General features: G+C 54.6%; 9 protein-coding genes. 2 read left to right on the top strand and 7 right to left on the bottom strand.

The genetic code is table 11. The features are described 5' to 3' along the window. Positions 1–136: 136 nt before the first annotated feature. Complete coding sequence (fbp, locus tag ACTG19_RS00550; RefSeq protein ID WP_005336993.1) at positions 137–1,171, bottom strand: class 1 fructose-bisphosphatase; 1,035 nt, start codon at positions 1,169–1,171, stop codon at positions 137–139. 383 nt (positions 1,172–1,554) lie between these two features. Between fbp and ACTG19_RS00545 the strand changes: the two genes are divergently transcribed. Next, positions 1,555–3,171 (top strand): peptide ABC transporter substrate-binding protein, encoded by a 1,617-nt coding sequence (locus ACTG19_RS00545; RefSeq protein ID WP_439988568.1) that lies wholly within the window; start codon positions 1,555–1,557, stop codon positions 3,169–3,171. Positions 3,172–3,274: 103 nt separating this feature from the next. Here the strand turns inward: ACTG19_RS00545 and ACTG19_RS00540 are convergent, their stop codons facing one another. The 3 genes from ACTG19_RS00540 to sixA all read right to left on the bottom strand — a co-directional run bounded on the left by ACTG19_RS00540 (position 3,275) and on the right by sixA (position 5,164). After that, positions 3,275–4,192 (bottom strand): DMT family transporter, encoded by a 918-nt coding sequence (locus ACTG19_RS00540; protein ID WP_075115921.1) that lies wholly within the window; start codon positions 4,190–4,192, stop codon positions 3,275–3,277. A 164-nt stretch (positions 4,193–4,356) separates the two neighbouring features. Further along, complete coding sequence (locus ACTG19_RS00535) at positions 4,357–4,563, bottom strand: DUF1107 domain-containing protein (protein WP_005336998.1); 207 nt, start codon at positions 4,561–4,563, stop codon at positions 4,357–4,359. A 133-nt stretch (positions 4,564–4,696) separates the two neighbouring features. Further along, positions 4,697–5,164, bottom strand: coding sequence for a phosphohistidine phosphatase SixA (gene sixA, locus ACTG19_RS00530; RefSeq protein ID WP_005351311.1), 468 nt, complete (start codon positions 5,162–5,164; stop codon positions 4,697–4,699). A 162-nt stretch (positions 5,165–5,326) separates the two neighbouring features. On the opposite strand from sixA, the gene ACTG19_RS00525 reads away from it, so the two are divergent. After that, positions 5,327–8,113, top strand: coding sequence for an insulinase family protein (locus tag ACTG19_RS00525; protein WP_439988567.1), 2,787 nt, complete (start codon positions 5,327–5,329; stop codon positions 8,111–8,113). Positions 8,114–8,442: 329 nt separating this feature from the next. Here the strand turns inward: ACTG19_RS00525 and ACTG19_RS00520 are convergent, their stop codons facing one another. From ACTG19_RS00520 to ACTG19_RS00510, 3 genes are all read right to left on the bottom strand, one after another. Then, positions 8,443–9,090 (bottom strand): thiopurine S-methyltransferase, encoded by a 648-nt coding sequence (locus tag ACTG19_RS00520; RefSeq protein WP_203130791.1) that lies wholly within the window; start codon positions 9,088–9,090, stop codon positions 8,443–8,445. 268 nt (positions 9,091–9,358) lie between these two features. Further along, entirely contained in the window at positions 9,359–10,738 is a 1,380-nt protein-coding gene (locus tag ACTG19_RS00515; RefSeq protein WP_439988566.1) for a leucine-rich repeat-containing protein kinase family protein, read from the bottom strand. 280 nt (positions 10,739–11,018) lie between these two features. Continuing rightward, entirely contained in the window at positions 11,019–14,693 is a 3,675-nt protein-coding gene (locus tag ACTG19_RS00510) for a YobI family P-loop NTPase (RefSeq protein ID WP_439988565.1), read from the bottom strand. Positions 14,694–14,865: the final 172 nt, after the last annotated feature.

Genomic DNA, 14,865 nt, shown 5'->3' with positions numbered 1-14,865 from the left:
TGTGGGAGAAGGGTCGGGGATGAGGGGGGGCAGTGAAAACCATTCCCCTCACCCTGCCCTATCCCTGGGGGAGAGGGAATCGCATCGGTAAATGTTGGGCTTCGCTGCGCTCAGCACCAACCTACACCTCTGACGATCAGCCCTGGTTGGCTGGATCCTCATGGGCGGAGAACTCGCGCATAAAGGCCTCGGCGCGCTCCACCATCTTGGTCGAGCCAACAAAGTAAGGGGTACGCTGGTGCAGCGCGGTGGGCTGGATATCCATGATGCGGCCAAAACCATCGGAGGCCTTGCCACCAGCCTGCTCCACCAGAAACGCCATCGGGTTGCACTCATAGAGCAGGCGCAGCTTGCCGTTTGGCGAGTTGGTGCCGGACGGATAGATGTAGATACCACCCTTGAGCAGGTTGCGATGGAAATCGGAGACCAGGGATCCGATATAGCGGGAGGTGTAGGGTCTGTGGGTCGCCTCATCACGCTCCTGGCAATATTTGAGGTACTTCTTCACCCCGTCCGGGAACTTGATGTAGTTGCCCTCGTTGATGGAGTAGATCTTGCCCTCTTCCGGAATGCGGATGTTCTCGTGGGAGAGGCAGAAGCAGCCGATAGAGGGATCGTAGGTAAAGCCGTTGACGCCAAAACCGGTGGTGTAGACCAGCATGGTGGAGGAGCCGTAGACCACATAACCGGCGGCGACCTGACGGTTGCCCGGTTGCAGGAAGTCCTCCAGCGTCACCGGCGAACCCTGCGGGCTCAAACGGCGGTAGATGGAGAAGATGGTCCCGACCGAGACGTTGACGTCGATATTGGAGGAGCCATCGAGCGGGTCGATCAGCACCACATACTTGGAGTTTTTGGAGAGCGGCGAGTCAAAGGCGACGAAGTCCTCTTCCTCTTCCGAAGCCATGCCGCACACCTCGCCGCGCGCTTCCAGCGCCGCCTTGAAGCGTTCGTTGGCATAAACATCCAGCTTCTGCTGCACCTCGCCCTGTACGTTTTCAGCGCCCATGGAACCGATGATATCCGCCAGTCCCGCCTTGTTGATCTCCCGGTTCACCACCTTGGCAGCAAGGCGGATCGAGCTGAGCAACGAGGTCAGCTCGCCGGTCGCGGTAGGATAATCCGCCTGCTTTTTGACGATGAACTCACCCATGGTGATCATGTTTCGCATTTTTGTTCCTTTAGATCGCATCCGTTGGCATTGAAAACGTTTGCAGGCGTCAGCAAAAAAAAATGCCGATCACCGGCGGCCTTGATTTGTAACCTAATGTAACGTCTGTTTTTTGTTTTTGCAGCGAATTAAGCGGCCTATTAAATAGGCTATCTCGCCTAACGTTATGGTAAAAAACGCGTTTTATTCGGTTTCATTCGATAACTTTCGGCCCCTTAATTCGTGGCAATAACCTGCTGCAAGCCATGAGTTGACTGACCTTGAGCCATTAAAAATGGAGTCTGATGGGCCTGCCGTTCCCTCAGCCATTGCCTCTTGAGATCCGATCGCCAATCCAGCACACTGATTTCGCTTTGGAAGCAAATAAAACTCAAGGATTATCAATGAACAAGACTCTCATTGCCGGCATGGTAGCCGGACTGTTTGCCCTTCCCGCCTGGGCTGCCCAGGTGCCTGCCGGTACCAAGCTGCTGCCGGATGCCCAACAAATCTACGTGACCAATATCGGCACCGAACCCACCACCATCGACCCCCAGCTGGTGGAAGAGAGTGCCGGTAGCGAGATCGTCAACGATCTGTTTGAAGGGCTCTATGTACTGGATGGCAAGGGCAAAACCCAGCCAGCTGGTGCCGTCAGTTACGAGGTCGACAAAACCGGTACCGTCTACACCTTCAAGCTGAGGCCCGAGGCCAAATGGTCTAACGGTGAACCGGTCACTGCCGCCGATTATGTCTACGGCTGGCAAAGGGCAGCCGATCCCAAGACCGCCTCCAACTACGCCTGGTTTATCGAGTTGACCGGTGTGGTCAATGCAAGCGAGGTGATCCAGGGCAAGAAGAGCCCGTCAGAGCTCGGGATTAAGGCGCTCGATGACCACACCCTGCAGGTAACCCTGAAAAATCCGGTCCCCTTCTTCCTGAAGATGCTGGCCCACTACACCACGTTCCCGGCCCCCAAGGCCACCATTGAAAAATTCGGTAAGGATTGGGTCAAACCGGGCAATATCGTCTCCAACGGAGCCTTTGTACTCAAGGAGTGGACCCCCAACGAACGGCTGAGTGCCGAGCGCAATACCCACTACTGGGACAACCAGCACACCGTCCTGAATAAGGTGGTCTATCTGGAGATCGTCTCCGAAACCGCCGCCTACAACCGCTACCGCACCGGCGAGCTGCACTACACCACCTACCCGCTGGAGCAGTACAAGCACATCAAGAGCCAGAGCCCGCAAGATCTGGTCAGCGCCCCCATGCTCGCCACCTATTACTATGTGTTCAACGTGAACCGCAAACCGTTCGATGATCCGAAAGTGCGCAAGGCGCTCTCGCTGGCCCTCGACCGGGAGACCATCACCGACAAGATCCTGGGACAAGGGCAACTGCCCGCCTTCAGCCTGACCCCACCGAGTGTCGATGGCTTTGACCTGAAAAAACCGGCCAGTCAGCAGCAAAGCAAAGAGGAGCGGATCAAGCAGGCCAAAACGCTGTTGGCCGAAGCGGGATATGGCCCGGACAAGCCACTCACCGTGGACATTCTCTACAACACCAACGAGAGCCACAAAAAGATTGCGCTGGCCGTCTCCTCCATGTGGAAACACAACCTGGGGGTCACCGCCACCCTCAACAACATGGAGTGGAAGACCATGGTCTCGGCACTCAACGAGGGGGATTTCGGGGTTAGCCGCTATGGCTGGAACGGGGATTATAACGATGCCTCCACCTTCCTCGACATAATGACCTCCAGCAGCAGTGCCAACAGCGGCAAGTGGTTCAACAAGGAGTATGACGCCCTGCTGGCCAAGGCCCACGACTCGCTGGATCCCGCTGAACGCAATGCCCTGTATCAACAGGCAGAGGCGCTCATTGATGCGGATGCCCCCATCGCCCCTATCTATTTCTCGGTCAAATCCAGGTTGCTCAAGCCTTTCGTGAAAGGCTACCCCCACCTTAACCCGCAGGATGTGGTCTACAGCAAGGAGCTCTATCTGGTTGCCCAGTAACCAGCTAGGAAGATGTAACCATAAAAAAGCGCCTGCATTGCTGCAGGCGCTTTTCATTGGCGGCCAAGCAGGCCATTGGGCCCATCTACGCTTTCGCGCAAGATTACTCTTCGGGACAGGGTGCCAGCACCACCCGGCGACGACCCATCACCACCGGACGCACCAGCAACTGTGCCAGCAAGACACCCAGCAGGGTCAGACCGCCCCCGATCAGGTGATAGCTGGTCAGCCGCTCACCCAGCAGGGTGATGGCAAGGCCAGCCGTCATCACCGGCAGCAGGTTCATAAAGATGGCGGTACGGTTGGCGCCGAGCAGGGCGATGCCCTGCATCCAGAGCCAGGGCGAGAGTGCCGAGGTGGGGATACCGGCATAGAGGATCAGCCACAGGGCCCGACCATCCGGCCACTGGCCATCCACCAGCAAAAAGAAGGGGGTCAGGATCACCACACTGCAGATCACCTGACCGTAGAGCAACGACCAGTTGTCGAGCCCAAGATCCCACTTCTTGAGCAGCACGCTGTAAAGGGCGTAAGTTCCCGCCGAAATCAGCATATAGACAGAGCCAATATGAATGCCTTGGGTGAACAGCCGGGTAGGATCCCCCTGCCCCAGCAAGATAGACAAGCCAAGGATGGAAAGCAGCGCCCCCAGTACAGCGCCCCAGGTGGGCCGCTCGCGCAGCAGCCAGATGCTGAACAACACGGTCAGCAGCGGCGTCAGACCCATCATCAACCCCATCTCGGTGGCTCCCAGGGTTTGCGCCGCGTAGTAACCAAAAGTCTGGTTGAGCACCATGCCCAGCGAGGCCAGCATGGCGATCTGCCAAATGCCGGCACGAATGCGGGCACGCGCACGCCATACCCGACGGGCCAGAAACGGACTTAATACCAGCGCAGCCACCACCCAGCGCGACCAGGCCAAGGCTGCAGGAGACAAAACGCCAACCGCCAGTTTGCTGACGATGCCATTGCCAGCCCAGATGGCAATGCAGGAGAAGGGAAACAGAAAGGCAAGGGGCATGAGAAGATCCAGACCGAAGAGACAACAGCGGGCCAGTATAGGGGGCGATGGGAGATAAACAAAGGTGTGGGCCTGAACAGCCACATGGTGAACGCCAGTCGCCAGAAACAAATATGCCCGCAAAAGTGCGGGCATATCAGTGCAGAAACAGGTTCAGAAGCGCATCACGCGGCATCCATGTGCAGTCTTGAGATCAGCTCGTTGACCTCGGTGACTGTCTGGCGATGGGGAATATCCGCCGGATTCGGCATCAGCAACAAACCGGATTGGAAATCAAACCGCCCCCGACCATGGATGTAAATCCGACCTTTAAAGAAGGTTTTGACATGCTTTGCCACCATCAGTGGCAGGTACTTCTTGAACACTCTCATCGTTTGCAACCTCTTGCAGTTGTATCCGTATGACAGCAGCTTCTGCGAATTAATTCCGTAAAGTATTTATAAAAATCCGGAAAACTCGCCCATCTCTTCCCAAAAAATTCAATCTATAACTTTTTATTAACTTTTAGCCTATTGTATGCGGCCCTTCGAGCCAGAGCAAGGCTCCTTTGCCATCGTGCCACTCGATACAAGCGATCCCCGAGGTGGCGAACATGGGTGCTCCTGCGGCCGGGCAGAGGCTTTGCACCAGATAACCCACCAGCGGCAGATGGCTGACCATCAGGATCTGGTCATGTTGCTGCGCCAAAGTGGTGAGGTAGCTGGCCACGAAAGCGGGATCACCGTAAGGGGTAATGTCGCCACTCTCTTCAACGGCTGCTGCGTCAGGTAATTCACTGCATATGGCTTGCCAGGTCTGACGTGCCCGCAGATAGTTGCTGTGGATCACCCGATCCAGCGGGCCAATCAGCTGAGGCGCCAGCCAGCGGGCCATCTGGATAGACTCTTCAATACCCTGCTCGGTCAATGGACGCTGTTCATCTGTTTTCGCATTCATGCCAGCCTGGCCATGACGCATGATATAGATCTTCATTACAACCTCGCCCAACGGGCCTGTTTTGATAGCCGGGGAATCTTACCCCGCCACGGGAGTGGAAACAATTGCGCTACCTCTCAGAAAAGGGTTTGCCTGACGGGATAGCGGGGTCGATAATCATGTTTAAATTCAAATAAATCCAACGTGAGTCACACGCCAATGAGCCCATATGCCAGTCCCAATGACCATCGGCAATACCATTTTCTGGAGCTGGCCAACCGGCTCAGGGTCTTGTTGATTTGTGATCCCGACACCGACAAATCTGCCGCCTCGCTGGCGGTCAATACCGGCCATTTTGACGATCCCGCCGACCGGCAGGGAATGGCCCATTTTCTGGAGCACATGCTGTTTCTCGGCACCTGCACCTACCCCAAGCCTGGTGAGTACCAGCAATTTATGAGCCGTCATGGCGGCAGCAACAACGCCTGGACCGGCACCGAGTTCACCAACTTCTTCTTCGAGATCGACAACGGCTTCTTCGAAGCGGGGCTGGATCGCTTCTCCCAGTTCTTTATCTGCCCCACCTTTGATCCGGAGTGGGTGGACAAGGAGCGCAACGCGGTCGACTCCGAGTATCGCCTCAAGCTGCAGGACGACATGCGCCGCAGCTATCAGGTGCATAAAGAGACGGTCAACCCGGCGCACCCCTTCTCCAAGTTCTCGGTGGGCAACCTTGATACCCTGGCCGATCTGCCGGGACGGGATCTGCGCTCCGACCTTATCCGTTTTTACGAAAGCCACTACAGCGCGGATCGCATGGCGCTGGTGATGATCTCGCCGGAATCCATCGATACCCAGTTGCAGTGGTGCTGTCGCTACTTTGCTCCCATTTTGAATCGCAATTTGGGAACCCCGACCCTCACCATGCCGCTCTATCGGCTCGATGATCTCGGCGTGCGCATCCACATCAATCCGGTCAAGGAGACCCGCAAGCTGTCGCTGAGCTTCCCCTTGCCCAATGTGGACGAGTTTTACGACAAAAAGCCCCTCACCTTCCTGAGCCATCTGATTGGCTACGAGGGGGATGGCAGCCTGCTCTCCCTGCTCAAGGCGAAAGGCTGGGTCAACCAGCTCTCGGCAGGTGGTGGCATCAGCGGCGCCAACTTCAAGGATTTTGGCGTCAACTTTGGCCTGACCCCCTTGGGCCTTGAGCATGTGGACGAGATCGTGGCCTTCCTGTTTGGCTACCTCAAGCTTATCGACCGTGCAGGGCTGGAGGCCTGGCGCTACGACGAGAAGCGCACCGTGCTCGAATCGGCGTTCCGTTTTCAGGAGCGCGGCCGCCCGCTCGATACCGTCTCGGGGCTGGTGCTCAACCTCTTTAGCTACCAGCCGGAGGATCTGCTGCACGGTGACTACATGATGCGGGAGTATGACGAGGCGCTGATCCGTCGCTTCCTCGCCAAACTCACCCCGCACAACCTGCGCATGACCATCACGGCGCCGGAGGTAACCACCGACCGGCTGGCCCGCTGGTATCAGACCCCCTACAGCGTGGCGACCATCACCGAGGCGGAGAAGATCCGCTGGCAGCAGAGCGAACCGGACAAGGCACTGGCGCTGCCCAAACCCAACCCCTTTATCAGCAGCCGGCTCGATCCGCGCACGCCGGAGATCGCCGCCGAGATGCCAGCCTGTCTTATCGATCGCCCCGGCTTTCGCCTCTGGCACCTCCATGAGCACCTGTTCAGTGTGCCCAAGGGAAATCTCTATATCTCCATCGACAGCGAACACGCGGTCAAAAGCCCGCGCCACATCGCCATGGCGCGCCTAGCGGTGGAGCTTTTGGCCGACCACCTCAATGCCCTCACCTATCCGGCGGAGCTGGCGGGGCTTGGCTACCAGATCTATGCCCATCAGGGGGGCTTTACCATCAACCTGAGCGGCTTTGCCGACAAGCAGCCGCTGTTGCTCGACATGATCCTCGGCAACCGCACCCTGGGGTATCCGGATCCGGGTCGCTTCGCCGAGATCAAGGAGCAGCTCATTCGCAACTGGGATAACCAGTCCAAGGCGCGCCCCATCTCCCAGCTCTTTAACCAGCTCACCAGTTTGCTGCAACCGAACAACCCGCCGTTCGAGCAGTTGCTGCGCCACCTGCGCACCGTCGAGCTGGAGGAGATGCCCGGCTTCGTGGCCCAGCTGTTTGGCGAGGTGCATGTCGAGGCATTGGTGCATGGCGACTGGACTGCCGCCGAAGCACTGGAGCTGGCCGCCCTGATGGAGCGCCACCTGAGCGACATCAATGGCACCAGCAGCAAACCGAGTGGCGAGACCCGCCGCCCGCTTATCTCGATTCAGGACAGGGGCACCCTTATTCGCGAGCAGGGCTGCGAGCACGAAGATTCGGCGCTCCTGGTCTACTACCAGTCCCGCACCACCCGGGCACGGGATCTCGCCTGCTTTACCCTGGCCAACCACATCATGTCCTCCACCTTCTTCCACGAGCTGCGCACCCGCCAGCAGCTCGGTTATGTGGTGGGGGCTGGCAACCTGCCGCTCAATCGCCACCCGGGTCTCATCTTCTATATCCAGTCGCCGGTGGCGGGGCCCCAGCATCTGCTCGATGCGGTGGAGGAGTTTATCGACCTCTTCCCGCTGGCCATGCTCGAATTTACCGAGCAGCAGTGGCAGGAGAGCAAGGCCGGGTTGCAGGCCCAGCTCAGCGAGCGCGACGCCAATCTGCGCAGCCGCGGCCAGCGGCTGTGGGTCAGCATCGGCAACAAGGATCTGGGGTTCGACCAACGGGAACGGGTCTGCGAGGAGGTCGGCAAGCTGACGCGCGCCGATCTGGTGCGCTTTATCACCCAGCTGCGTTCACGCACCTCCGATCGGCTGATCCTCTGCAGCTACGGGCAGGGCCACGAGCACGAGGAGCGGATCACCGGCCAGTTTATCGACGACCCGCGGGCCTTCCGGCTCAATGCCGCCACCTTCGAGGCCTGATCAGGCCTCGCATCTCCCCGTTTTTCCTTCCACGGCAAATCGCAGCCAATAAAAAGCCGACCCACGAGGGTCGGCTGGAAAAACCATAACAATTGCGACAAAGCCGCCAAAAGTGAACATGAGCGTGAAAATCAGACACTGAGTTGATGACAGGCAAGCAGGAAACCCCTTGAACTCGCCGTACAATGCCAACAGTGATTGAGAAACAGCCACATCTTAGGCACTCCCCCCGAAAACCACGTTGATCTACGTCAAAGGAGGTAGCGAAGAGTCCACCTGACGACTCATTTGCCCTGCCGGATCACTCTTTGGCGCCCGCCAGCTGCCTCTCAGGCGCGGCGGATCAGGCGATAGGCCACTTCGTCAAAATAGGAGAGCTGACCGGAGAGCACCCGCGGGTGATCCACCTCGGCAGCCCGCCCCAGCACCTCAACCCGAAAGTCCCGTTCAAACAGCGCCCGCACCTCCATCTCGCCCACCGAGAAGGGCGGCTGGCTCTGCTGCTCCGGCTGATATTCAAGGGTCACCAGCAAGATCTGGCCCCCCTCCTCCACCAACCGGCTCATCAGCGCCGCATACTGGCGGCGCATGGCGGTTGGCAGGGCGATCAGCGCCGCCCGGTCATAGACCAGCCGATAGCGACGGCCAAGCTCGGGGGCGGCAAAGAAATCCCCCTCAAAGATGCGCAGGCTATCGACCTGATGGCACTGATAGGGGCCCACCTCGCTCACCGCCGCCTTCAGGTGGTTTTCACTGAAAAAGCTGGCGATGGCGACGGAGGAGAGCTCGAAGCCATCGACCGGATGACCCTGCCCGCTCAGCCAGAGCATGTCGCGGGACTTGCCGCACAGGGGCACCAGCACCGGCTCATCCGGCTGCTGCGCCGACCACCAGGATTGCAGCCAGCGGTTGAAATCTGCCTGATGAAAGCCAATTCGGTTCTCTTCCCAACGCTGATGCCAAAACGCAGCTTCCATCATGATTCCCCATTGCTTACGAAAAATTGCTTACGAAAAATTGCTTACTAAAAGATGCCTCAATATCACAACTTAACCGACACCACGCAACCCTCTGCCCACCCTTTTTATCGGGCGGCCCCTCACCGCCTCTCCTGTGATGGCCTGCGGGACACTCTGGCCTCTCCCGCAGGCAAACAGGGGCTTAAACCCATGCCAAAACGGCATGGGTTGGTGATGATTAATGAGCAAAAGAGGAGGATTTAACGGGCCGAAGAGGCCCGCAAGATCACAACAGCGTGCTGCGCACCGCCGCAAGCTGACGGCCGATCTCGGCAAAAGCGGGCCGCTCGCCATGAAGTTCAGAGAGGCAGGCCGCCGTGAGCTGGTGCAAACCGGCAAGCTGCGCGTCATCAACATCGCCATCGCAGCGTGCCAGCAGCTCCTCCAGCAGGCAGCCAAAGGCGCGCACCTCCAGTCGCTCCAGCCCCTGTGCCAGCTCGCGATCATGCAGGTCATAGAGGGAGGCGGCGCCAAAATCACCGAGCAGGGCGTGGGCAGAGGGCCCGCGGGTAAAGAGGATATTGTGGCCGTAGAGATCCCCGTGCATGATGCCGGCCTGGTGCAGATGACCCGCCACCGAGGCAATCCCCAGAGCCAATGTCAGCGCCTCGGCCAGGGTAAAGCGCAGCCCGTCGTCATAGACATCTCGAGTGCAGGAGGCCAGACTCGGCGGCCCCGCCAGATTGGCAAAGGCCGGGTCGATCAGCGCCATCACCAGCGCCGGCATACCGGAGGGGTGAGCGGCCACCCGCCCCAGCACGGGGATCAGGTTGGGATGGGCGCCTGCCGCCAGCGACGCCGCCATCTCGCACTGGGGCAAGCCATCGCTGGTCACCGCCCCCTTGAAGATCTTGACCGCAACCTCACTCGCGCCAATGGCATCGCTCGACTCATCGGCCATACGCTCAGTCATCAGCGGCTCACTGCGCATGGCCGCGCGATAAATAACGCCAGAGGCCCCCTGCCCCAGCAGCTCGCCGAGCGCAAGGCGCTGCCACGGCAGGGTGGCAACCTGCTCATCGCTGATGGCGCGCGCCTCCGCCCCCTCGCTAAAGGGGTTGCCGGAGTAGGCAAGCCAGGCAAGGCGCGGCAACGAGAGCAACCACTCGGGGAAGCGCTCAATGCGGTTGGCGGCGATGCGCAGCAGCTCCAGCTTGCGGCAGTTGGTAAGGCTTTCCGGCAGCTCGCGCAGGCGGTTGCCCGCCAGCATCAGCTTTTGCAGGGCGTCGCACTGGCCCAACTCATCGGGCAGCCGCTCAATTGCGTTATCGGTCAGGATCAGCCAGCGCAAACCGGCGGGCAGTGCTTTTGCCGAGACGGTGGCAATCTGGTTGGCCTTAAAGCCCACCATAGTAAGCGCCGGGCAGCGCCCCAGCACCTCGGGCAGCTCGGTAAAGCGGTTTTCGGAGCAGAAGATGATGCGCAGTTTGCCAAACCCGGCCAGCTCGTCCGGCAGCGTGCTTAGCTGGTTGCCGGTGAGATCCAGCACCTCCAGCGTCTCTTTCAGGCTCAAAATCTCGTGGGGGAACTCCGTCAGATTTTCAGAGAGCTTCAAATGGCGGGCACCGCACAGTTCACCCGCGCGCAGCTGTTCCAGAGTATGCATAACCGTTTCTCAATCCTGATGATCTGCCTGATGGCACAGCGACCATCAGCGCGCGCCGAACCCGGGTCCGGCGATTTTAAAGGGGGGCATTATAAAGAATTCGGGGCGCAGATCGCCCCTTTTGTTGCTTTGGCAAGGCTCGGCGCTCAGCCGCCCCACCCCGGCGAATTGACGACGAGAAGTAGGGTGCAATAAGCGCAGCGCATTGCACCGTTTACTGAGCGGCTTTTGTGCAATGTATGAGGAACAAAAGTAGAGGTGCAATTTCATTGCACCCTACTTATTTGTATCTCTTATTTACTTTTATCAACCCACCCTGTTCGTCATATTTTCCGACAATCCCATCTTGTTTGAGACGATCAAGCAGCGCACGATCGGCTGATGTATTTGGAATCCTAGGTTTGTCATATCCGACCGTAGTTAGCTTCGCATAATCGCCACCGACTGAAGTTAAAATTTTGAATAACTGTTCAGTTGGGATTGATACCAGATTAGGTTCGAGTAACTGTACGAGCAATTGAGCATCAATACCTGCCTGTGCCATTTTATGCAAAACTATCGACGGTAGTTGATGTCGATTGATAGCTGCAAACTGAGCCAACTCCTCAAGCCCCTGAGCACCACCCACCTCTACATATTCAACAGACTGCTCGATAATCACCATTTTGATCACTGAATCAATATCATTGCTGGTCAAAAGCCTAGCCAAATCTGTACCCACTAGCTCTGGCGACATGTAATTGACAAATTTCTCCGATGCACAAATAAATTGATGGCGCGTCGACCAATCCAACGTAGCAAGATACGCGTAAGTTTCAAACTCGTCCGCAATAATTTTGTTTTTTAGCAGCAGAGGGAATAATTCCCCAGCTTCCGGTGCAACATCCTCAACATTTAGGAATTCGCCCAAATCCAAGCTTGTGACAAGTTCTACACGTAATATTGGTGATGGGATATCTACCTTCGCCTCCAGTACAGCGACAGCTAATTTTTCCTTTATCTTATCTTCATTTTTTTTATTCTCGGTGATACATCCTGCATGAGTCAGCACCTTTGCCAAGTGTGAATCAATCGAATTAAACACATCGAAATAACAACTGACATTATTAAAGGTAGCAGGGAAACGCAAATGCTCTGCCAAAGCAGGCCACGCGGTATCAGACACGTCATTCAAATCTGTGATTATACAATTTGACGCTGCACGCTCGATCACATCACCAAGGAGAGATTCTTCTCGCCCAAGCACATCTTCTATCACTATGTTGAAGTGCTCATTTGCATCAATTGTCGTGGTAAGTCCTTTCGTATTTTTTAAATAAGCACCTAAATGCGCAAGTACATACTCGTAAGTTGTATTGTTTGCTGTACGAATGACATCAAGTGCTACTGTATTTGTGTTGCTGATCGCAATAGTGAGGTTCTCATGAGTGATCTCATACACATTACGTGAGACAAATGATGAACAAACAGATTTGCCAAGATGCTTGAGGCTAAACACCTTGATACTCGAATCAGCATAAAGATTACCTATACGCTCTGCTATGGCAGATTCAGTAGAGTCAGAAGTCAACGATATGAATTCTGAATAGTATGTTGAGAGATATTTAGCTACCGCCGAATCAGCACGAAGCTTTAATGATGTAAGATGAGCCAGTGTCATATCGACCAATTTCAACCGTAATCCTTCTTCCAATTCGACTTGAGTGATCAGATAAACAAGTACCCTCGGGCAAACAGCTGTAAATTGCTTAATAAAGGCTGCGCTTTGTGTTCCTGCAGAGAGATATGACTGTAAAAAACGCGTCTGGTTATTCCCAAGCTCCGCAAGGGAACGAACCATAATATCTGATCCATTGATATCAGTCACCAAAAGGTGGTCAAGGATGGCTATATTATACAATGCGGATTCTTTCAGTGAGCTTCGACCTCGCTCACGAACGACGGCATCAACATCATCTGGAGATAATTCAAAATACTCATCCATCAGGCCTCTTTCAACATGATGAATGATAAAGTTAGTCGCTGCAGGACTTACTCGATCTCCATGAAAGGTTGACGTATATAAAGTGAAATTTCTGTTGAGGTATCCTGCGCAGACAAGCTGATAAGCTAAACCAGGTTTCAGGAGAGACTTCGCAATTGTATCGAAGGGCTGTTCAACCCCCTCATACATCACAATAAAATCAGGTCGTTTAATTAACTCATTAAGCTCAGCAGTTCTCAAGAATCTTATATCTTGCTGCTTATCCTCAATCTGTTCAGTTAAAAATCTGTGATCCTCTTCGTTCCAACTTTCAGCATCTAGAGGATCATCTAGAGCACCTGCGAGATTATTACGAGTGAATGACAGTGAAGTTTTATTGTAATAATTACTGTTACTGTGCCATTGAAGTACAGCAGTATTAGAATCTGCCGCGACGAAACTAGCCCAGAAACTTGGTTGCTTAAGTTCATCCTTAGACAAGGCTTCTTGTTTAAAATTTAAAGAACCATTTTTCCACTGAGTGCCGATTGATTCTAGCGTCCGCTCTACATGTGCAATTAGCTTCTCACCTAATTTATTGTTGCGTCTTTCAGCACCAGTTCGCCGTGCGAGCTGTTGACGTAACTCTATACATTTCTTATCAAGTTTAGTTATGTTCGAATTTACAATTTCGCGACTATATTTGTAAAGAATATCAAGATTACTCTTGCCAAGCCGGATATACTCGAAGTCTGTCAAATGAGTACTTTTGTATAGCATCATCGCAAAAAGATCGGTTTCACTTAGCTGGAGCTGCTCACCGTCACCCGAAAAAATCCGACCACGAAAAACAATAAACTCGTTTCGAATGTTTTTTAGCAATCGCATGTCTGGGACATATTGTGCAGCTAAATCTAGCAGAGCAGGAGCTACGTCATGATCTATTTTCCCCAGCAGTTGTGTTGCTAGATTGCGAGCACTTCTGTGAGTGATAAATGGGACAACGGGAATAACCATGTCAAAGAATTTAGTACGGTTTGCTCGTGCGGACTCAACCAGTGCAGGATCATCGGTTGTAACTATACCCATCTCAAGCTTTCGACCTTCTGCTTCTAATCCAATCTGGTCGAAGATGCTGTCTTTAATGGCATAGATAAAACGAATTGAGTTTTTTATCTGAGGTGCGGTGTTAAGTAATGTATTTAACGCTCGGAGGGTTTCGAAAATATATGAGTCGTTGAAGCGATCAATATCCTCGAAGATCACAACATCATGTTCTGACACTTCAAAAAAGTAGACGATCTCATCAAGATACTGATCAAAGTATGAAACAGAATGGTCGTCAAGAGTCACAGTTGCCGAAGCAGCTGAAAACTGCTTGATGTGAAATTTCCCATAGAACCACCAGCGAACCAGAAGCGCAGCCCCCGCACCTAGCCCTAAAACTCCAGCGTGAGCCCAATCACCGACACCTTTTAACATTGTCAGCGAGGCAATAATCTGATTTGTCCATCCGGTCAGTAAGAAAATGATCGCAAAAACAAATCCAAGTACTATCGCCATCCCAATTTCTCGTGGCCATCGAAAGCGCTGAATACGTTGAAACCGCGAACCTGGCGTTTTACTTGGCTCTTCTCGGTAGAGTAACTGTTTGACGATTTCCTGCTGGATACGATTGGTCTGGGTAGTTGCCTGTTTTGGCACAGATTCGTCGAGTTGTGACATTTCGATTGGAGCAAGGGTCGACAACGATAGCTCAACCACTCGGTCTTTCTGTCTGCGAGCAACCTCTCGCAGGATGCTACTTTTACCTACCCCATAATTACCAGACAAGGCTATATTCCGGATTTGCTCGTCAGCAAAAGCTGATTCAATTGCCGCAACATACTCACCATGTTCAGCCTCGAGGTATTCGGGCGTAAGAGGTACTAGATTCCAAGGTTCAGACGAAGTATTTTTTTGGCACACCATCATGTCGCACATTTTCTCCATTCAGGACATCACATTGTGCCACTCCCTATAGAGAAATACCCAAACCGATCGCATAAAATTTTGTTCTGGAGCAAAAATAAATTAACTACGCAATAGGCCGCAGATAAACATGAAGGTGCATCAGAATTAAAAAGACGCCCTAAGGCGTCTTTCTTTATCTGGAGTCTGTAGC

The organism is Aeromonas sp. 3P (assembly GCF_051919745.1).
GTDB classification, from domain to species: Bacteria; Pseudomonadota; Gammaproteobacteria; order Enterobacterales; family Aeromonadaceae; genus Aeromonas; species Aeromonas veronii.
The sequence above is the reverse complement of the archived record's forward strand: the minus strand, read 5'-3'. Positions and strand labels throughout refer to the sequence as shown.